Raw genomic sequence first — 19,743 nt, forward strand, 5'->3', positions numbered from 1 at the left:
GATGCGTGGCCTCGATTGCTGGCGCCGCCGGCTGGTGGCGTTCGTCACGATGTGGGCCGCCACCGGCATGGCGCTGGCCGCACCGGCGCGGGTGGTCAGCCTGGGCGGCGTGATCACCGAGATCGTGCATGCGCTGGGGGCGCAGGCGCTGCTGGTGGGCGTGGACCAGTCCAGCCAGTATCCGCCGTCGATGCGGGACTTGCCCCAGGTCGGCTACTACCGCAACTTCTCGGTCGAGGGCGTGCTCAGCCTGAAACCCGATGTGGTGTTGGCCTCCGAGCATGCGGGGCCGGCGGGGGCGCTGGAGCAGTTGCGCCGCTTGGGCTTGAAGGTGGTGGTGCTGCCGGCCGGGCCGACTTTGCCGGCCTTGCGCGCAAGAATCATCGGCGTGGCCGATGCCTTGGACCGGCCCGTGCAAGGCCGCCGCCTGGCGCAAGACATCGAGCGCCAGGTGCAGTCTTTGCCACCGCTGCCGGGGCGCTTGCGTGTGCTGATGTTGAGCGGCCATACCGGTCGGCTGCAGGCGGCCGGGCGTGAGACGGCCGCCGATGCGCTCTTGACCTTGGCCGGTGGGATCAACGTGTTTCAGGACCACACCAGCTTCAAGCCGGTCTCGGCCGAGACGGTGGCCGCGTTGCAGCCTGAGCTCATCGTCACCACCGAGTCCGCGGTGGCTGCGGCCGGCGGTGTGGAGCGCTTTGCCGCTCAGCCTGGCATTGCCAGCACGCCGGCGGCACGACAGCGCCGCATCGTGGTGATGGACGACTTGCTGTTGCTGGGCTTTGGGCCGCGCTTGCCTCAAGCCTTGGAGCGCTTGCGTGCGGGATGGGAGGGGCGATGAGTTCGTTGGCGCAGCCACTCCAACGCCGGCGGCAACGCGCAGGACCCGTGCGCTGGTTGGCCGGGGGCTTGCTGCTGGTGAGCGTTTTGGTGGTGGTGTCGGCCGCTCTTGGGGCCGTCACCGTGCCGCTTTGGCGGCTGGGGCCGGCACTGTGGGCGGCTTCGGCCGACCCGCAGGACGCGCTGTGGCGCCAGGTGGTGATCGAGCTGCGCTTGCCGCGCATCGTGCTGGGCCTGTTGGCCGGGGCGGCGCTGGCCGTCTGTGGGGCGGCGATGCAGGCGTTGTTTCGCAATCCGCTGGCCGAGCCCGGGCTGGTGGGCGTGTCCCTGGGGGGAGCCACTGGAGCGGTCGTGGCCATCGTGCTTGGGGCGCAGACGCTGCCGGCAGTGGCGGTGCCGGCCTTCGTCGGCAGCTTGGTGGCCACGTTGGCGGCCTACCGCTTGGGGGGCCGGCACGATGGCGTGGCGCATTTGCTGCTGGCCGGGGTGGCCATCAATGCGATCTGCGCCAGCGTGATCGGCTTGTTCACGTTCCAGGCCAACGATGTGCAGTTGTGCAACCTCACCTTCTGGAATTTGGGCAGTTTGGCCGGCGCTCAATGGACGCTGTTGGCCTGGCTGGCGCCTTGGGTGCTGGGCTGGTCGATCTGGCTGATGCGCGACTGGCGCGCGATGAACGCCTTGTTGCTGGGCGAGCGCGAGGCCCGCCACCTGGGCTATGCGCCGCAGCGGCTGCAACGGCGCATCGTGTTCGGCGCGGCACTGTTGGTGGGGCCTTTGGTGGCGGTGACCGGCGCCATCGCGTTCGTGGGACTGGTGGTGCCGCACCTGGTGCGCTTGGGCGTCGGTGCGGACCACCGCTGGCTGCTGCCGCTCAGCGGCGTGTTCGGCGCCTTGGCGTTGCTGTTGGCCGATACGCTGGCCCGAGTGGTGGTGATGCCTGCCGAGCTGCCCATTGGCATCGTCACGAGCCTGGTGGGCGGTCCGTTCTTGCTGTGGCTGCTGATGCGGGAGCGGCGATGACCCTGTGTGCACGTCAGATGCACCTTCAGCGACTTGGGCGCAGCGTGCTGCGCGAGGTGGATGTCGAGCTGCAGGCCGCAGAAGTGTTGGGCGTGCTGGGGGCCAATGGGGCGGGCAAATCCTCGCTGCTGGCCGCGCTGGCGGGCGAGCTGATCGTGCAGTCGGGCTGCGTGAGCCTGGACGGGCGCCCGCTGGACCGTTGGGAGCCCCGTGCCTTGGCGCGGCGCCGGGCGGTGCTGCCCCAGTCGCCCTCGCTGAGCTTCGATCTGGAAGTCTCGACCGTCGTGGGCATGGGCGGCTATCCCCATCCCATGCTCAGCCCGGGCGCCTTGCGAGCGTGTTGCGAGCGGGCCATGCAGGAGGCCGATGTGGCCGCGCTGGCCGGGCGGCGCTACCTGAGCTTGTCCGGTGGGGAGCAGCAGCGCGTGCAGTTCGCGCGATGCCTCGTGCAGGTGCTGGCCGGCCGACCGGACGGTGAGTACCGGGCGCTGTTGCTGGACGAGCCCACCGCGAGCCTCGATCCTCGTCATCAGATCGCGCTCATGCACACGGTTCGGCGTTTGGCCCGGCAGGAGGGCTTGGCCGTGCTGCTGGTGCTGCATGATGTCAACCTCGCGGCGCAGGCTTGCGATCGGCTGTTGCTGTTGTCCGAGGGGCGTGTCGTGGCGCACGGGCCGGTGGCCGACGTCCTGCGGCCTGCGGTCTTGGCCTCGGTGTACGGCTTGTCGGCCCAGGTGATCGATCACCCCCAACGGGCCGGATGCCCCCTGGTGGTGTTCGATGCGTGAGCGCGCAGCGGGCTCAGCCGTGCGTGCTCAGGCTCAGCCGGAAGCACTGGCTGCGCTCCCAGGCGGCCTGCTCCTCGTGCAGCAAGTACATCGTGCGAGGATGGGCTTGCGCCCAGCCGGCTTCCACGCTGAGCACGATGCTGCGACCGTGACGGCTGGCCGTCAGGGCCGACAGCGCCGGCAGGGTGCGCGCATGGCACAGGATCACGGCCAAACGCAGACACAGCACTTGCACGGCGAAGCTTTCTTCGCGCAAAGCGTCTTCCAGCTTGCGCAATCCTCCGCGCTGCCCCAGCACCAGGTTGGCCAGGCGGCGCTGCTGCGACTGCGAAAAGCCCGGCGCATCCACATGGCCCAGCAAATAGGCGCTGTGGCGGTGGTGGTCGTGGTGCGACACCATCATGCCCATCTCGTGCAGCGCGCAGGCCCAGTCCAGTTCGCGTTGGGACTCCAGCGCCGCCTGGGGCGCCAGGCTGTGATACAAGGTGCGGGCGACGGTCTGCACCCGTTCGGCTTGCAGCAGGTCCACACCGAAACGCCGTTGCAGCTGCACGACCGAATCGTCGCGCATGTCGTGGGGGTGCTCGCCGTCTTGGCTGCCGTACAGGCGATCTTGCAAATCGAAGATCACCCCTTGGCGCAGGGCGCCGCGGGCCGGCTGTAGCTTCGCGATCCCGAAATGCGTGGCCAGCGTGTACAGGATCGACAGTCCGCCGCCCAGCACGGCTTTGCGGTCCTCTTTGAGGCCGGGCAGCGACAGGCGCTCGATGCGGCCGGCGCGCAAGCAGCGTTCGATGCACCAACGCAAGCCTTCGGGGGTGATCGTGCCATCGGTCACCCCGCTGGCTTGCAGCAGTTGGGAGACGGCCCCGACCGTTCCCGAGGCCCCCAGGGCTTGCTGCCAGCGCGTGGGAGCGAAGGTGTCCAGGGCCTCTTCCAGTTCGGCCCCAGCGGCCACTTGCGCTTGCCGGAAGGCCGTTTCCGTGAAACGTCCATCGCCGAAATAGCGCATCGACAGACTCACGCTGCCGATCTGGAACGACTCGGCCTGCAGCGGCGAGCGGCCCTCCCCCAGGATCATCTCGGTCGAGCGTCCACCGATGTCGATGACCAGGCGGCGCCCTTCGGCCGCAGGCATGAGCCGTGTCACGCCCACATAGATCAGTCGGGCCTCCTCGCGTCCGGAAATCACCTCGATCGGGTGTCCGAGCACGGACTGGGCGCGGCGCAGAAATGCATCCCGGTTGCGCGCTTCGCGCAAGGTTTGCGTGGCCACCGCGCGCACTTGACTGGGGCGAAAGTCGCGCAAGCGCTCGGCAAAGCGGGCCAAGCAGGCCAGTCCGCGCAGCGCGGCTTCCTCGGTGAGCATGCCCTGGGCATCCAACCCGCCGCCCAGGCGCACGGTCTCCTTGATGTAGTCCAGGCGCCGGTAGTGCCCACGCTCGATCTGGCCGATCTCCAGCCGGAAGCTGTTGGAGCCCATGTCGATGGCCGCCAGCGGCGATTCCGCCGGACCGGGCACGATGTCGGGCCCATGCCGGGCCGGGGCAGCCGCGTAGGCCGAAGCGGACGTGGAAGAGGTCATGGCCGTGATTGTCCCTGCAAGCGGCTTGCCCCGTCACCCCTGGCCTCGGGGCCGGCCCGCCTCCTGCCCAGGCCAGCCCGTGTTGACAGGGTTGTTAAGATAGTGCGTGCTTCGATGCACAGTGAAGGGCCTGCGGGCCCTTCTTTGCTGTGGACCACATTCCTGTTTCCATGACGCTCGTCTACATCGTGTTGGCCACCCTGATCGGTGGTGTGCTGTCTGTCGTGATTGCCGCCAGCCTGACGGTGAGCGTGCTCAGCCGGGTGGTGCGTCACCTGGTGAGTCTGTCGGCAGGCGTGCTGTTGGGCACGGCCCTCATCCATGTGCTGCCCGAGGCCTTCGAGAGCTCGGCCGGCGCTCACGAACTCTTTCTCACGCTGCTGGGGGGGTTGCTGTTCTTTTTCCTGCTGGAGAAGGCCGAGCTCTATCGGCACGGCCACCATCACGAAGGCGATGGCGATCACCACCACCACGGCTTCGACCATGAGCAGGCTGGCCGGGGTGGCTGGGCGGTGCTGGTGGGCGATAGCATCCACAATTTTTGCGATGGGGTGATCATCGCCGGGGCCTTTCTGGTGGACGTGCGCCTCGGGGTGGTGACCTCGGTGGCCATCATTGCCCACGAGATTCCGCAAGAGGTGGGCGACTACATCGTGTTGCTCAATGCCGGGTTTACGCGCGCCAGAGCGCTGCTGTACAACGCGGTGTCCGGCCTGGCCGCGGTGCTGGGTGGCGTGATCGGCTACTTCGTCGTGAGGCCTTGGGAGGATGTGTTCCCCTATCTGTTGGTGGTGGCCTCCTCCAGCTTCATCTATGTGGCCGTGGCCGACTTGATTCCCCAGCTGCAGCGCAGGCTGTCACTGCGCGAGACCGTGGCCCAGCTGCTGTGGCTGGCCACAGGGCTGGGCTTGATCCTCGCGCTGGTGGAGCAGTTCCACGGCCATTGAAAGTCCCCGGGTCGGGCCGCAACCCGCCCAACGGCCCGAGGCTGCGGCCGTGTGGCCGTCTTGCGGAGGCGAGCCGCGGACTTCAGCGCACCACCAATACCGGCACGGTGGTGTGCGTGAGCACGCGGTTGGTTTCGCTGCCCAGCAGCAAGGCTTGCACGCCACGGCGGCCATGAGAGGCCATCACGATCAGATCGATTTGGTGTTGTTTGGCGTAGTCGACGATCGCCTCCCAGACGCTGACCGACTCCACCGTGTGGCCGGTGCAAGGCACGCCATGGGCGGCGCAGGCCTCTTTGACGGCGGCCACGTTCTTGGCCGCCACCCGCTCCTGCGCGTCGAGAAACTCTTGTGGCAGCGTGGGCTGCATCTCCGACATCGCACTGTAGGGGTAGGGGTCTTTGACCGCGAGCGTGTACACCTCGGCACCGAACTGTTTGGCCAGGCCCACGGCAGTGGCAACGGCGCGTTGGGTGATGTCGGAGCCGTCCGTAGGAACGAGGATGCGCTGATACATGCTGACCTCCTGTCGGTGATGGATGTCCAGATCTTGCGCCGAGGGCGCCCAAGCATGTTGAGGCAAATCAAGCGACGCGACAAGGCGCGCTCGAGCCCCGTTCGATGGGCCGGGTCGGATCGGCACACCACTCGCTCCAGGAGCCGGGATACAGCGCCGATCCGTGCAGCCCAGCGGCTTCCATGGCCAACAGGTTGTGGCAGGCCGTCACGCCCGAGCCGCACTGATGCACCACGGCTTGCACGGGCGCATCGCCCAGCAACGTGAGGAACTCTGCCCTGAGCTCCTCAGCGGGGCGGAAGCAGCCATCGGCGCCGAGGTTGTCTTTGTAGAAGCGGTTGATGGCGCCGGGAATGTGCCCGGCCACCGGGTCCAGCGGCTCGACATCGCCGCGATAGCGTTCGGGAGCGCGGGCATCGATCAGGCGTTGCTGCGGCGTGCCCAACGCGTGCAGGACCGCTTGCGCATCGCGCATGGGCATGCCTGCCGGTCGCAAAGGGTAATCGCGGGGCGCCAGCGGGGTGACGGGGCCGGCCTGCAGCGGTGCGCCGAGGGCTTCCCAGGCTGGCAGGCCACCATCCAAGACGGCCACCTCCGAGTGGCCCAGCCAGCGTAGCATCCACCAAGCCCGGGCGGCGAACATGGCGCTTTGGCGATCGTAGACGACCACGGGGGTGTCTGGGCCGATGCCCAGCGCGCCGATGCGTTGCGCAAACACCTCGCGGGCAGGCAGCGGATGGCGGCCATTGCCGCCTTTCTTGGGGCCGCACAGATCCCGGTCCAGGTGCAGGTAGTGGGCTTGCGGCAGGTGGGACTGCAGATAAGCGGCCTGGCCGGCGGTCGGGTCGGCCAGGTCGAAGCTCACGTCGATCAGCACGGGCGGCTGCGACGACGCCAGGGCCGTGCGCAGCGCCTGGGCAGAGATCAGAGGAGAGGGCAGGCTCATGACTCGGTGCTGGTGGATTGCGGGGGCACGTTCGGTGCGGTCTTGCTGCGCAGGAAGGTGGCGGCAATGCCTGCCACCACGATCAGGATCATGCCGACGATGGCCATCCATGTCACGGGGTCGTGGAACAGCAGCACGCCGTAGCCAAAAGAAAAGACGATGCCCAGGTATTGCAGGCTGGCATTGACCAAAGGCTTGCCGGTGGCATAGGCGCGCGTCATCAGCAGTTGCGCGACGGTGGCCAACACCCCGACGGCCAGCAGCAAGGCCACGCCCTGGGGCGTGTGTGTGCTGGCGCCACCGACCAGCATGGTCAAGCCCCCGGCCACCACGCCGCCGAGGGAGAAATAGAAGACCACACGGTATTCGGGCTCGCCGACGCGGCCCAGGGCCGTGACCTGGAGATACGCCGTGGCCGACAGCATGCCGGAAATGAGGCCGACCAGGCCGTACCAGAGCTGACGGTCTTCGATCGTGGGTCTCAGGATCAGGGCCACGCCGGCAAAGCCAGTGATCACTGCGGCGATGAGCCGGCCGTCCACGCGCGCGCCGCCCATCAGGATCGCCCCGCCCAGCAGAAACAGCGCCATCCATACCGAGGACATGTAGTTGAGCGTCATGGCCGTAGCCAGCGGCAGTCCGCCGATGGCATAGAACCACAGACTCAACGCGAGCACGCCGCTGAGGCTGCGCCAGAAGTGCATGCCAGGCACCGAAGTGCGCAGGCTGCCGCCTCGTCGCCACACCAGCAGCGCGATCGATGTGGCGCCCACCAAGCCGCGGTAGAACACGATTTCACCGCTGCTGTAGTATGCGGAGGCATATTTGACGCACACCCCCATGGTGGCGAACAGCAGCGAGGACAAGACCATCAAGACGGGTGCACTCACAAGATTTCTTCCTCGGGACGTCGTAAGTGGGCCGGGGGCTCGGGCAGTTCGGCCCCTTCGGGCAGCCCCCAGACTGGCACCCGCGTGCCGCGGCCCTTCAGGGCCAGTTCGCCCAGGGGTTGCAAGGCTTCGCGCAGATGCGGTGGCAGCAGGTCGCGGGTGGCTTGGTTCATGAAGACCTGCATGCCGCTTTCGTGCTTGGCCAAGCCTTCCAGACGGGCGGCGATGTTCACCGTGTCCCCGATCACCGTGTAAATACAGCGTTCGGGCGAGCCGATCTGTCCGGCCAGGGCGGTGCCGCTGGCCAAGCCGATGCCGATTTCCAGCGGAGCGGCCCCATAGCTGGCACGCTCCTGGTTGAAGGCCGCCAGCTCGCGACGCATGGCCACGGCCGCGTGCAGCGCCCGCTCCACGCGGTGCGGATCGGGCGTGGGCGCCCCGAACACCACCACCATGGCGTCGCCCATGTAGTTGTTGACGTAGCCGCCGAAGCGCTGTACCGCATGGGTCATGCGTGTGAAGTACTCATTGAGCGTGAGCACCACGTCGCGCGGCTTGAGTCCTTCGCACAACCGAGTGAAGCCGCGGATGTCGGAAAACAACACCGTGACTTCCACCTCTTGCCCTCCGAGCATCAGCTCGCCTTGCACGAGCTGGTCGCGCACCTCGGGCGAGACCAGGCGGCCAAAGACATCGCGCTCGCGCTCCCGTTGCTCGAGCTGCCGGCTCATGTGATTGAACGACTGGGCCAACAGCCCCAGCTCGTCATCGCGCTGAAGGGCCACATGGGCATTGAGGTAATGGCCGCGCAGGATGGCCCGCGCGGCACGCGCCACTTCCCGGATCGCTCGCGTCAGCGAGCGAGCGAAATGCCAGGCCAGCCCAGCGCTCAGGGCCGAGATCACCAACACCGTCAGGCCGAAACGCAGCAGCTCGGCCAAGACCAAGGAGCGGTAGGCATCCAGCGAAGCCTGGACTTCGACGCTCCAGGCGCTGTCGTCCAAAGCCGAGCGGGCCACCACCGGGCGGGAGCGGGCGTCGGGGGCGGCCAGGGCCTCGATCACCGGCAGGGGCTGGACCTCCGGTGGCTGACCCGCGATCCGCCGCACCAGCATGAGCACCCGCCCTTGGGCATCGCGCAGCAGGGCCCACAGTTCGCCGCCGTCTTGGGCCGGAGGCTCCAACGCCCGGGCCAGGGACTGCGCCGACACCCCCACGACCACCCAGCCGTCGGCTCCATCGTGCGTCACGCGCAGCCCAATCTCGATGCTGCCGAGATCTTCCCGGGGGTACCAAGGGGGCTGCGAGGCGGTGAGGTGGCGCACCGGCGGGCTTTCCTGCATCCGAGGCGGGTGGGTGTAGACCTTGCGGCCCTGTGCATCCAGCAGCTCGACGCGGTCCACTTCCGGAAAGCTGCGGATCAGTGCCAGCCAGGGGTCGCCGAGGACCTCCGGACGCGAGGGCGGCTCGTCCATCGCACGATCGGCAGAGGCGGGCGGCTGCAAGGCCGCCAGCACCGCGGGCGAGACGGCCATCGCTTGCCCCAAGCGTTGGGCGCTGGCGAGCAACTGGGTGACCCGCCCGGCCAGCAGGCTGGCCGTCTGGCGCGCCCGCAGCTCTTGTTCCTCGCGCAGCCGTTGTGCGCCTTCGGTGAGCGTCAGCAAGCCGGCGATCACCAGCGGCACCACGGTGAACAGCAACACGGAGATCGGCAGCGTGCGGCTGAGCGAGCGCGTGTGGGTGTCGGGCGGCGGCGGCGTCACGGGCGATTCGGGGCAGGCAACGTCCGGCATTGTGCGACAGCCGGAAAAGAAACACCCGGCCGCAGCCGGGTGTCGTGCCTTCGAGACGTCAAGGCATCGGATCAGAGTGGGCCGATTTTCTTGCGATACCACTCGTGGAAATGCTGCATGCCATCTTCCATCGGGCTTTGGTATGGGCCGACCTCGTTGTCGCCGCGCTCCAGCAGGGCCTTGCGACCCCAGTCCATGCGCAGGGCGATCTCGTCGTCTTCGGCGCAGGTTTCCATGTAGGCGGCACGCTGCGCTTCGACGAACTCTCGTTCGAAGGCGGCAATCTCCTCCGGATAGAAAAATTCCACCACGTTGAGCGTTTTTTGCGGGCCCTTGGGGTGCAGCGTGGAGACGACCAGCACGTGCGGATACCACTCCACCATGATGTGGGGGTAATACGTCAGCCAAATGGCTCCTTGGGTGGGCGGCTCGCCATTGCGGTACGCCAGCAGCACCTCATGCCATTTGCGGTAGACGTCCGAGCCCGGCTTGCCCAGCGCATTGGACACCCCCACGGTCTGCACCGAGTACTCGCGACCGAACTCCCAGCGCAGGTCGTCGCAGGTCACGAAGTTCCCCAATCCGGGATGGAAGGGGCCGACGTGGTAGTCCTCCAGGTAGACCTCGATGAAGGTCTTCCAGTTGTAGTCGCACTCGTGCAACTCGACATGATCGAGCACATAGCCCGAGAAGTCGAAGGCTTGCCGCGGGCCCAGCCCGGCCAGGTCGGCGGCGATGTCGCGCCCGTTGTCTTCGAACAGCATCCCGTTCCACTCGCGCAGTCGGTAGGTGTTGAGGTTCAGACAGGGGTCTTGCGCGAAGTGCGGGGCACCCAACAACTGGCCGTCCAGCGAATACGTCCAGCGGTGCAGCGGGCAGACGATGTTGCTTTTCGTGTTGCCGCGACCGCGCAGCATCACGGCCTGACGGTGGCGACACACGTTGGAGATCAGTTCGATGCCACGTGGCGACCGCACCAGCGCACGGCCCTCGCCTTCCTGGGGCAGGGCGTAGTGGTCGCCCACCTCGGGTACCGCGAGCGCATGCCCGAGGTACCGCGGACCGCCATGGAAGATGAGCTCCATTTCGCGACGGAACAACTCCTCGCTGAAATAGGCCGATACCGGCAGTTGCGTGTGGCTTTGCTCAAGGGCAATGCTTAGGTCTGACATGATCCCCAGGATCTCCAAAAACCAATGTCCAACCACCACCCACGGTGGGCCCATCTTCCCCGATCAGGTCACAGTGGCGCCGTCCATGGCAAATGCCTCCGTTGAAGTGTGTGTTGAGGACCTCTGGGCGGTCCGGGACGGGCGATGACGGGGAATCCACGATTTTACCGGCGGGGGGGCTGTTCGGCCGGGTGGCCCTACGTGGCGCTGCGGCTTGCGCCATCCCAGGGCGTAGGGACGGTCTGCGGTGCGTTTTTCGCACAATGACGGTTGACTACAATCAGAAGCTTTTCCCCGCATCCCATGCCCAAGACCCCGACATCTGCGTCGGCCGCCAGCGCGGCCCGCCCTGCCAGCTATGAGGAGGCGCTGGCCGAACTCGAGCGCCTGGTGGCCGAGCTCGAGTCCGGGCAGTTGCCGCTGGATCGTCTGTTGCAGACCTACCAGCGCGGGGCGGAGTTATTGGCTTTTTGCCGCAGTCGCCTCGAGGCGGTGGAGGCCCAGGTCAAGGTGATCGAGGACGGGCAGCTCAAGCCCTGGAACCCGACATGAGCCCGGCGCAGTTTCAGGACTGGACCGCAGCGGCGCTGCAGCGCGTGGAAGCCGCCTTGGATCGCTTCGTGCCGGCCGATGCGCCGGCCGGGCTGGGGGAAGCCATGCGCTACGGCGTGCTCGATGGCGGCAAACGCTTGCGCGCGTTGCTGGTGCTGGCCGCTGCCGAGGCCGTGGGCGGCCATGCGCAAGCGGCGCTGCGTGCGGCGTGTGCGGTGGAGTTGATCCACGCCTATTCGCTGATTCACGACGACATGCCTTGCATGGACAACGACGTGCTGCGCCGGGGCAAACCCACGGTCCATGTGAAGTTCGGCCAGGCGCTGGCCATGCTGGCCGGCGATGCGATGCAAGGCTTGGCCTTCGAGGTGCTCACGCCGCAGGACGAGGCCGACATCCCGCTGCCGATGCAGGCCCGACTGTGCGGTCTGCTGGCGCGCGCGGCCGGGCATGCCGGCATGGCCGGCGGGCAGGCCATCGACTTGGCGGCGGTGGGCCGCACGCTCAGCGAGGCCGAGTTGCGCCACATGCACCGATGCAAGACCGGGGCCTTGTTGCATGGCAGCGTGATGATGGGGGCGAGCTGCGGTGCGGCCGACGCGGCGGCCATGCAGGCGTTGTCGGACTATGGGTGGGCCGTGGGCTTGGCTTTTCAAGTGGTGGATGACATCTTGGATGTGACCCAGGCGTCGGAGACCCTGGGCAAGACCGCGGGCAAGGACGCTCAGGACGGCAAGCCCACTTATGTCTCACTGTTGGGCTTGGAGGCCGCACGGCGTCATGCCGGCGAGTTGCGGGACGCCGCCTGCGAGGCCTTGGCACGCAGCGGCTTGGCCAACACGGCCTGTCTGGCCCGGCTGGCCGAGCGCATCGTCGATCGAGAACACTGATGAAGCACTCCTTGCTGGAAACGATCCGCAGTCCAGCCGATTTGCGGCGGCTGCCCCGCGGCGAACTCAAACGTTTGGCTGTCGAGTTGCGAGACTTCGTGCTGCAAAGCGTGTCTCAAACGGGCGGTCATTTGTCGTCCAACTTGGGCACGGTCGAACTCACGATCGCGCTGCACTACGTGTTCAATACGCCCGAGGATCGGCTGGTATGGGATGTGGGGCATCAGACCTATCCGCACAAGATCCTCACGGGCCGGCGCGAGCGCATGCACACCTTGCGTCAGCTCGGCGGCATCAGCGGGTTTCCGCGCCGTGACGAAAGCCCGTATGACACTTTCGGCACGGCGCATTCGTCCACGTCGATCTCGGCCGCGCTGGGCATGGCCTTGGCGGCCAAGCTCAAAGGCGAGGACCGGCGCTGCGTGGCCATCATCGGCGATGGGGCGATGACCGCTGGCATGGCCTTCGAGGCGCTGAACAATGCGGGCGTGCCGCATGCGGTGGGCTTGGCCGACATGCTGGTGGTGCTCAATGACAACGACATGTCGATCAGCCCGCCGGTGGGGGCGCTGAACAAATATTTGGCCCGGCTGATGAGCGGCAAGTTCTATGCCGCCGCGCGCGAGGGCGCCAAGGCGGTGCTGAAGAACGCGCCGCCACTGTTCGAATTGGCGCGTCGCTTCGAGGAGCATGCCAAAGGCATGGTGGTGCCGGGCACGATCTTCGAGGAATTCGGGTTCACCTATGTCGGGCCGATCGACGGTCATGATCTCGACGCCCTGATTCCCACGCTGGAGAACCTGCGCCAGCGCAAGGGCCCGCAGTTCTTGCACGTGGTCACGAAAAAGGGTTATGGCTACAAGCTGGCCGAGGCCGACCCGATCGCCTACCACGGCCCGGGCAAGTTCGATCCGGTGCGCGGATTGCAGAAGCCGGCCACGCCGCCCAAGCTGACCTTCACCCAGGTGTTCGGCCAGTGGCTGTGCGACATGGCCGAGGCCGACCCGAAGCTGGTGGCCATCACGCCGGCCATGCGGGAGGGCTCGGGCATGGTGGAGTTTCATCAGCGTTTCCCGACCCGGTTCTACGACGTGGGCATCGCCGAGCAGCATGCCGTCACTTTTGCCGCCGGGCTGGCTTGCGAGGGCCTCAAGCCGGTGGTGGCCATCTATTCCACCTTCTTGCAGCGCGCCTACGATCAGCTCATCCACGATGTGGCGATTCAGAAACTGCCCATGGTGCTGGCCGTCGATCGCGCCGGCATCGTCGGGGCGGATGGCGCCACCCACATGGGCGCGTTCGACATTGCCTACTTGCGCTGCATTCCGAACGTCAGCGTGCTGACGCCCGCCGACGAGAACGAGTGTCGGCAGATGCTCTACACCGCCTATATGCAAGACCATCCGGTGGCCGTGCGCTATCCGCGTGGCGCCGGCGTTGGCGTGGAGGTGAACAAGGCGATGACGCTCCTGCCCTTTGGCAAGGGCGAGGTGCGTCGCCGTGGCCAGCGCATCGCCATCTTGGCCTTCGGGCCCATGCTTTACCCCGCCTTGGCCGCCGCCGAGCGGCTGGATGCCACGGTGGCCAACATGCGCTTCGTCAAGCCGCTGGACGTGGCCCTGGTGGAGGAGCTGGCCCGCAGCCACGATGCCTTGGTGACGGTGGAGGAAGGCTGCCTCATGGGGGGAGCCGGCAGCGCGGTGGCCGAGGCGCTGCATGCAGAGGGCGTGACGGTGCCGGTGCTGATGCTCGGCCTGAAGGACGAGTTCGTCGAGCATGGCGATCCGGCGCGCTTGCTGGCCCTGCAAGGGCTGGATGCCCAGGGCATCGAGCGGTCGATCTTGCAACGCTTTGGCGCCAAGCTCGAACGGATCAAGCCGGCGGCCTGAGCCGCCACGGATCGGTCAACGCACCACCAACCGCGCTTCGCCGGCCTCGATCCGACCCACGACGGTGGCGGCCTCGAATCCGTGCCGGCCGAAGATGCCCAGCACCTCGTCGACGACCTCAGGGGCGCAGGCCGCCAGCAGCCCGCCGCTGGTCTGTGGGTCGGTGAGCAAGGCCCGCTCGATGTCGTCGAAGCCCTGGGGGAGATCGACTGAGGCGCCATAGCTGGCCCAGTTGCGGCCCGAGGCGCCGGTGATGAAACCACGCGCGGCCAGCTCGCGTGCGCCTTCCAGCAAGGGCACCGAGGCCCAATCGATCACCACCCGCACGCCGGCTCCCCGCGCCATCTCCAAGCCGTGACCGGCCAGGCCGAAGCCGGTGACGTCGGTCAAGGCATGCACGCCGGGCAACTCGGCCAGGTCCATGCCGGGCGTGTTCAGGCGCGTGGTGGTGTCGATCATGCGCCGATAGCCGGCCTCATCCAGCGCTTGCTTCTTCAGTGCGGCCGACAGCACGCCCACGCCCAGCGGTTTGCCCAAGACGAGCAGGTCGCCGGGCTGCGATCCTGCATTGCGCTTGACCCGTTCGGGATGGACGAGCCCGAGCACGACCAGGCCGTAAATGGGCTCGACCGAGTCGATGGTATGCCCGCCGGCGATCGGGATGCCGGCTTGGCGACAGACGCTCTGGCCGCCTTGCAAGATGCGGCCGATGATCTCCAGCGGCAGCACATTGACCGGCATGCCCACCAGGCCCAAGGCGAGGATGGGGCGGCCGCCCATGGCATACACGTCGGAAATCGCATTGGTGGCTGCGATGCGCCCGAAGTCGTAGGGATCGTCGACGATGGGCATGAAGAAGTCGGTGGTGGCGATGAGGGCCTGCTGGTCGTTGAGGCGGTAGACGGCCGCATCGTCGGCCGTCTCGATGCCCACCATCAGCGCCTCGGGCACGGGCAGTCCGGGCGTGGAGCGCAGGATCTCGGACAGCACCGCGGGCGCGATTTTGCAGCCGCAGCCTCCGCCGTGGGACAGCGAGGTCAAGCGAGGAGGGGTCGAAGCAGTCATGGGGTGAGGTCTTGGGCGGTGGATCGGGGGGCGGCGGGCCACCGGAGGTGGGACAATGCCCGCATCGCCAATTGTGCGGGAATCGACGATGGTGGACATCGACACCCCCTTGTTGCGCCAGCTGGGGCGCGACGCCCTGTCCTTGGCCTTGATCGATGCCCGCAACTGCAGTTTGCGTCGTTTTGCGTCGTTCGAGCAGGCCGGCATGTTGCAGGTGCCTTGTTGGCCCGAACTCGAGCCGCCGCTGTGGTTGCTTGGCCACGTGGCCTGGTTCCAGGAATACTGGATCGGTCGCAACGTGGAACGTTACCGCGGGGCTCAGGCCGACCCGACCCGGCCGAAGCTGGCCTCCATCTTGCCGCAGGCCGATGCTTGGTATGACCCCGCGTGCGTGCCGCACGACCAGCGCTGGTTGCGGCATTGGCCCGATGCCACCGAGACGCGCAACTACCTGGTCGATACCTTGGAGGCCACGCTGGACTTGCTGGCCAACGCTCCAGAGACCGACGAGGGCTTGTATTTCTTCCGGCTGGCCCTCTTTCACGAGGATCAGTGCGCCGAGACCTTGGCCTGCATGGCCCAGACGGTGGGCATTCCCATGCCCGATGTGGTCGTGCCAGAGCCCTGCACGCCACGTGCGGCAGTGCGGGTGCCTCATTGCCGCTGGAGCCTGGGACGGCCGCGCGGGGAAGGCTTCGTCTTCGACAACGAAAAATGGGCTCACGAGGTGCGCTTGCCGGAGTTCGAGATCGACGCGCAGCCGGTGAGCTGGGCGCAGTTTCTGGAATTCATCGATGATGGGGGCTACGAGGATCCCCGCTGGTGGAGCGAGGCCGGTTGGGCCTGGGTGCAGCGGCAGGCGCGCACCGCGCCGCGTCATGTCGAGCAGTTGCGCCATGGCGTGCTGGTGCGACGCTTTGGCGTGCTCACCCAAGTGCCGCTGGCCGCGCCGGTGACCCATGTGAGTTGCCACGAAGCCGAGGCGTGGTGCCGCTGGGCGGGACGGCGATTGCCCTTCGAGGAGGAGTGGGAGGCCGCGCACGCCCTGGGCCGTCGCCAGGGGTTTCGCAGCGGGGAGGTCTGGGAGTGGACGGCCAGTCGCTTCGAACCGTATGCTGGCTTCGAGCCCGATCCCTACCGCCATTACTCCTTGCCTTGCTTCGGGACGCACTGGGTGCTCAAGGGCGGGTCGATGGTCACGCGCGGACGGCTGAAGGACCCCAAGTACCGCCACTTCCTGCGGCCCGAACGTGACGATGTCTTCAGCGGCTTTCGCTCTTGTGCGCTGTGAGAAGACGCAGGCTTCATCGGCGCGGCTGTCGGTAGCTCCACCAGGGCAGCACCGCGCGCAGGCTCAGTACTTCACCGCAGCGCTCGGGCGTGTAGCCGGGCAAGGTGGCCAGCTCGGCCTGCCAGGCCGGGTCGCGTAGCGCTTGCATCAGCCGTTGCACGGCAGGCTGCTCCAGCGATGGGGCCAGCACGGCGAGCACGTAGCGTTCCTGAACCAGCGGCAGGAAGTCCAGGCCACGCGAGCGCGCTACCGTCTCGATGCCGAAGCCGGCATCGGCGGCGCCACTGGCGACGGCCTCGGCCACGGCAGCATGTGAAGGCTCGGTGAGGGCTGCCGCAGGCCCTGCGAGCCCGGCCTGCGCGCACAGTTCCTCGAAAAGCACCCGTGAGCCCGTGCCCCGCGGCCGGTACACGACGCGCAGTCCTGGGCGGCTCAGATCGGCCAGGCCCTGCACATGCAGCGGATTGCCTGGCGCGACGATCAGGCCTTGGCAGCGCTGCGCAAAGCCGATGAGCTTGTGGCGCCCCGGCTTGAGGCGGGGGCGGTAGGTGCGCGCCGTGGCCGAGCGGCGATCGGCATCCAAGCGCAGATGGAAGCCAGCCACCAGGCAGCGCCCTTCGTTCAAGGCATCCAGCGCATCGACGCTGCCGCTGAACTGCAGGTCCAGATGCAGGCCCGAGCGAGCCACTCGCTCGCGCAAGCGCGGCAGGGCCTCATCGTGGCTGGCCTGCACGCTCAGCACCAAGGCTTGCTCGTCGAAGACCACCGCGAAGGCCCGCTCCAACTCGCTGCGCAAAGCCTCGATCTGCGGGGCCAGCCGCGCGCGGGCGCGGCGCTCGGCCCACAGCAGCTTGTCGCCAAAGGGCGAGAGTTGAGCCCGCTGACCTTTGACCCACCGCACCAGTGGCTGGCCCAACTCGGCTTCCCAGCGCTTGAGTTCGCCCCACACATGGCGGTAAGACAGCTCCAGTTCGCGCGCCGCGGCAGAGATCGACCCCGACCGGTCGATGGCCTGGAGCAGCCGAATCAAGGGGTGGTACAGGTCTTCGACCGGCTCGTTCGGTGCGCACAGCGCATAGCGCAGCGAGATCCTATGCATGGGTCTTCATATCGCCGTGGAGGGAACTGAGCCCTAGCATAACGAGCATGACCGGAGTCTTTGCATGAACGCCTTGGCCGACAGCGTCGTCCAGGCGCTCGCGCTGCTGTCGTCCTTCGATCCACGGCTGTGGAGCATCGTGATGCTGTCCCTGCAGGTCAGCGGCACGGCCAGCCTCATCGCGATGGGGCTGGGGCTTGCGCTGGGTGCGTGGATTGCGGTCAGCCGTTTCCCAGGCCGCGCTGCCGTGTTGGTGTTGCTCAACACGTTCTTGGCCCTGCCGGCGGTGGTGGTGGGCTTGGTGGTCTACCTGCTGCTATCGCGCGCAGGTCCCTTGGGCCCCTTGGGCCTGCTGTTCACGCCTGCGGCGATGGTGGTGGCGCAGACGCTGCTGGTGCTGCCCATCGTCACCGCACTGGTGCGCCAGCATCTGGAAGCGGCGATGAACGACCACGGCGAGCAGTTGCGCTCGCTCGGGGCGGGGCGCCTGTGCAGCGCCTTGATCTTGGCCTGGGACGAGCGTGCCGCACTGGCCACGGTGGGACTGGCGGCCTTCGGCCGTGCGATCGCCGAGGTCGGGGCGGTGATGATCGTGGGCGGCAACATCGATGGCGTCACGCGCGTGATGACCACCGCCATCGCCTTGGAAACCAGCAAGGGCGACCTGCCGCTGGCCCTGGGTCTGGGGCTGGTGCTGTTGGCCGTGGTGCTGGCGTTGAACGTGCTGATCGCCGCCATGCGCCAGTGGCACGAACGGCAGGATGAGTCCTACGCATGATTGCTGCTGCACAGCCGTTCCCAGAGGAGGGCGCCTCCCATTTCGGAATCAGGTCACGCCGTGACCGGAGGGCCGCGCCGTGAGCTGGCCGCCGGTGACGTCTTTGCGTGTGGTGCACCGCGCGCCTGCTGCGCAGCCGACCCTGCAGATCGGGCTGGAGGGGGCATACGTGCGCTTTGGCCGCAAGACGGCATTGCACGGTGTGGACCTGCAGGTGCATGCCGCGGAGCGCATCGCTTTCGTCGGGGCCAATGGGTCAGGCAAGAGCACGTTGCTGCGGGCCTTGCACGGGTTGGTGCCACTGACCGAAGGCCGCCGGTACTGCGGCCGGCGCGAGGACGGGCAGCCGTGGCGCCAGGCGATGGTGTTCCAGCGCCCGCACATGCTGCGTCTGAGTGTGCGCCACAACGTCGCCTTGGGGCCGTGGCTGGCCGGTGTCCCTTGGCGCGAATGTGTTGCGCGTGCCGAGGAGGCGTTGCAGCGTGTGGGGCTGCACACGCAGGCCCGGCGGGCGGCCCGGGTGCTGTCCGGCGGCCAACAGCAGCGCGTCGCGCTGGCGCGCGCTTGGGCTTTGCAGCCCGACATGCTGCTGCTGGACGAGCCCACCGCCAGCCTGGACCCCTCTGCCCAGCGTGAGGTGGAGGCCTTGATCGAGCAGTTCGCCGGCCAGGGGCTCACCGTGCTGATGAGCTCTCACAACCTGGGGCAGGTCCGGCGCTTGGCCACCCGTGTCGTCTACCTCGAGCAGGGGCGGGTGCTGGCCGATGTCGATGTCGATCGCTTCTTCCACGGCGAGTTGCCGCGGCAAGCGCAGCTATTCCTCAAAGGAGAACTTCCATGGCACTGACGATTGGGCGGCTGATCCTGCGCGTGGCGGGCTTGGGCCTGGGGGCCTGTTTGACGGTGGGGGTGTGGGCGCAGGAGCGCTTCATCGTGGTGGCGTCAACGACGTCGACCGAGCAGTCGGGCCTGTTCGCCCACTTGCTGCCGGCCTTCAAGCAAGCAACCGGCATCGAGGTGCGGGTGGTGGCACTGGGCACGGGGCAGGCGCTGGACATGGGGCGGCGTGGCGACGCGGATGTCGTCTTCGTGCACGACCAGGCCGCCGAAGAGAAGTTCGTGGCCGAAGGCTTCGGCCTGAAGCGCCTCCCAGTGATGTACAACGATTTCATCCTCGTCGGTCCGAAGGCTGATCCGGCCGGCGTCAAGGGGCGCGACATCGTGGCCGGCTTGCAGAAGTTGGCCGCCGGCCATGCCACCTTCATTTCCCGCGGCGACAAAAGCGGCACCCATGCGGCCGAGCTGCGTTATTGGAAGGCGGCGGGCATCGAGGCCCCCGAGACCCGGGTCAGCGGCTACAAGGCCTGCGGCTGCGGCATGGGCCCGGCATTGAACATGGCCGCTGGCAGCCAGGCCTACGTGCTCACCGATCGCGGGACTTGGCTGTCGTTCAAGAATCGCGGCGATCTGGCCGTGCTGGTCGAAGGCGACCAGCGCCTGTTCAACCAGTATGGTGTGATCGTGGTCAACCCGGCGCGGCATCCGCATGTCAAGCGGGACCTGGCCCAGACCTTTGTCGATTGGCTGGTGTCCGAGGCCGGCCAGGCCACAATCGCCGCCTATCGTATCGGTGGCGAACCGCTGTTCTTCCCCAACGCGAAGACCGATCCCTGAGCCG

At 67.4% G+C, this 19,743-nt stretch carries 19 protein-coding genes; 11 read left to right on the forward strand and 8 right to left on the reverse strand.

Translation table 11 applies throughout. The features are described 5' to 3' along the window. Position 1: 1 nt before the first annotated feature. From F615_RS0104355 to F615_RS0104365, 3 genes are read left to right on the forward strand one after another with little or no spacing between them, the layout of a single operon-like run. Positions 2-841, forward strand: coding sequence for a heme/hemin ABC transporter substrate-binding protein (locus F615_RS0104355; RefSeq protein WP_019559955.1), 840 nt, complete (start codon positions 2-4; stop codon positions 839-841). Further along, positions 838-1,863, forward strand: coding sequence for a FecCD family ABC transporter permease (locus F615_RS0104360; protein WP_019559956.1), 1,026 nt, complete (start codon positions 838-840; stop codon positions 1,861-1,863). The genes F615_RS0104355 and F615_RS0104360 overlap by 4 nt, the downstream gene beginning before the upstream one ends. Then, complete coding sequence (locus tag F615_RS0104365) at positions 1,860-2,651, forward strand: heme ABC transporter ATP-binding protein (protein WP_019559957.1); 792 nt, start codon at positions 1,860-1,862, stop codon at positions 2,649-2,651. Before F615_RS0104360 ends, F615_RS0104365 begins: the two co-directional genes overlap by 4 nt. A gap of 13 nt (positions 2,652-2,664) precedes the next feature. Here F615_RS0104365 and ppx read toward each other — a convergent pair whose 3' ends face one another. Beyond that, complete coding sequence (gene ppx, locus F615_RS0104370; protein ID WP_019559958.1) at positions 2,665-4,236, reverse strand: exopolyphosphatase; 1,572 nt, start codon at positions 4,234-4,236, stop codon at positions 2,665-2,667. Positions 4,237-4,406: 170 nt separating this feature from the next. On the opposite strand from ppx, the gene F615_RS0104375 reads away from it, so the two are divergent. Next, positions 4,407-5,183, forward strand: coding sequence for a ZIP family metal transporter (locus tag F615_RS0104375; protein WP_019559959.1), 777 nt, complete (start codon positions 4,407-4,409; stop codon positions 5,181-5,183). Between the two features lie 82 nt (positions 5,184-5,265). Here the strand turns inward: F615_RS0104375 and F615_RS0104380 are convergent, their stop codons facing one another. The 5 genes from F615_RS0104380 to F615_RS0104400 all read right to left on the reverse strand — a co-directional run bounded on the left by F615_RS0104380 (position 5,266) and on the right by F615_RS0104400 (position 10,501). Then, complete coding sequence (locus F615_RS0104380; protein WP_019559960.1) at positions 5,266-5,700, reverse strand: universal stress protein; 435 nt, start codon at positions 5,698-5,700, stop codon at positions 5,266-5,268. A gap of 67 nt (positions 5,701-5,767) precedes the next feature. After that, the gene (locus tag F615_RS0104385; protein WP_019559961.1) at positions 5,768-6,646 is read right to left on the reverse strand and encodes a sulfurtransferase; all 879 of its coding nucleotides are present in this window, start codon (positions 6,644-6,646) and stop codon (positions 5,768-5,770) included. Then, positions 6,643-7,518, reverse strand: coding sequence for a DMT family transporter (locus tag F615_RS0104390; protein ID WP_019559962.1), 876 nt, complete (start codon positions 7,516-7,518; stop codon positions 6,643-6,645). The genes F615_RS0104385 and F615_RS0104390 overlap by 4 nt, the downstream gene beginning before the upstream one ends. 14 nt (positions 7,519-7,532) lie before the next feature. Next, a complete protein-coding gene (locus tag F615_RS17760) occupies positions 7,533-9,329 on the reverse strand; it encodes an adenylate/guanylate cyclase domain-containing protein (RefSeq protein WP_019559963.1) in 1,797 nt (598 codons plus the stop codon). Between the two features lie 71 nt (positions 9,330-9,400). Further along, entirely contained in the window at positions 9,401-10,501 is a 1,101-nt protein-coding gene (locus F615_RS0104400; RefSeq protein WP_026330012.1) for an aromatic ring-hydroxylating oxygenase subunit alpha, read from the reverse strand. A 303-nt stretch (positions 10,502-10,804) separates the two neighbouring features. On the opposite strand from F615_RS0104400, the gene F615_RS0104405 reads away from it, so the two are divergent. Genes F615_RS0104405 through dxs form a run of 3 tightly spaced genes read left to right on the forward strand, consistent with a single transcriptional unit; the run spans position 10,805 to position 13,832 of the window. After that, positions 10,805-11,053: an exodeoxyribonuclease VII small subunit gene (locus F615_RS0104405; RefSeq protein WP_019559965.1), complete on the forward strand. Its 249-nt coding sequence runs from the start codon at positions 10,805-10,807 to the stop codon at positions 11,051-11,053. Next, positions 11,050-11,943 (forward strand): polyprenyl synthetase family protein, encoded by an 894-nt coding sequence (locus F615_RS0104410; protein WP_019559966.1) that lies wholly within the window; start codon positions 11,050-11,052, stop codon positions 11,941-11,943. The genes F615_RS0104405 and F615_RS0104410 overlap by 4 nt, the downstream gene beginning before the upstream one ends. Beyond that, positions 11,943-13,832, forward strand: coding sequence for a 1-deoxy-D-xylulose-5-phosphate synthase (dxs, locus tag F615_RS0104415; protein ID WP_019559967.1), 1,890 nt, complete (start codon positions 11,943-11,945; stop codon positions 13,830-13,832). The genes F615_RS0104410 and dxs overlap by 1 nt, the downstream gene beginning before the upstream one ends. A gap of 15 nt (positions 13,833-13,847) precedes the next feature. Here the strand turns inward: dxs and selD are convergent, their stop codons facing one another. After that, complete coding sequence (gene selD / locus F615_RS0104420) at positions 13,848-14,897, reverse strand: selenide, water dikinase SelD (RefSeq protein ID WP_026330013.1); 1,050 nt, start codon at positions 14,895-14,897, stop codon at positions 13,848-13,850. 88 nt (positions 14,898-14,985) lie between these two features. On the opposite strand from selD, the gene senA reads away from it, so the two are divergent. Continuing rightward, positions 14,986-16,188 (forward strand): selenoneine synthase SenA, encoded by a 1,203-nt coding sequence (gene senA / locus F615_RS0104425; RefSeq protein WP_019559969.1) that lies wholly within the window; start codon positions 14,986-14,988, stop codon positions 16,186-16,188. Positions 16,189-16,201: 13 nt separating this feature from the next. Here the strand turns inward: senA and F615_RS0104430 are convergent, their stop codons facing one another. Continuing rightward, positions 16,202-17,287, reverse strand: a complete 1,086-nt coding sequence (locus tag F615_RS0104430) for a substrate-binding domain-containing protein (protein WP_019559970.1) — start codon at positions 17,285-17,287, stop codon at positions 16,202-16,204. Between the two features lie 64 nt (positions 17,288-17,351). Between F615_RS0104430 and F615_RS0104435 the strand changes: the two genes are divergently transcribed. The 3 genes from F615_RS0104435 to F615_RS0104445 all read left to right on the forward strand — a co-directional run bounded on the left by F615_RS0104435 (position 17,352) and on the right by F615_RS0104445 (position 19,739). After that, positions 17,352-18,065 carry an ABC transporter permease gene (locus F615_RS0104435; protein ID WP_019559971.1) on the forward strand — a complete coding sequence of 238 codons (714 nt, stop codon included), beginning with the start codon at positions 17,352-17,354 and terminating at the stop codon, positions 18,063-18,065. A 79-nt stretch (positions 18,066-18,144) separates the two neighbouring features. Further along, a complete protein-coding gene (locus tag F615_RS0104440) occupies positions 18,145-18,912 on the forward strand; it encodes an ABC transporter ATP-binding protein (protein ID WP_019559972.1) in 768 nt (255 codons plus the stop codon). After that, positions 18,903-19,739, forward strand: a complete 837-nt coding sequence (locus tag F615_RS0104445; protein ID WP_019559973.1) for an ABC transporter substrate-binding protein — start codon at positions 18,903-18,905, stop codon at positions 19,737-19,739. The genes F615_RS0104440 and F615_RS0104445 overlap by 10 nt, the downstream gene beginning before the upstream one ends. The last annotated feature ends 4 nt before the right edge of the window (positions 19,740-19,743 follow it).

This window comes from Caldimonas manganoxidans ATCC BAA-369 (assembly GCF_000381125.1).
Lineage (GTDB): Bacteria > Pseudomonadota > Gammaproteobacteria > Burkholderiales > Burkholderiaceae_C > Caldimonas > Caldimonas manganoxidans.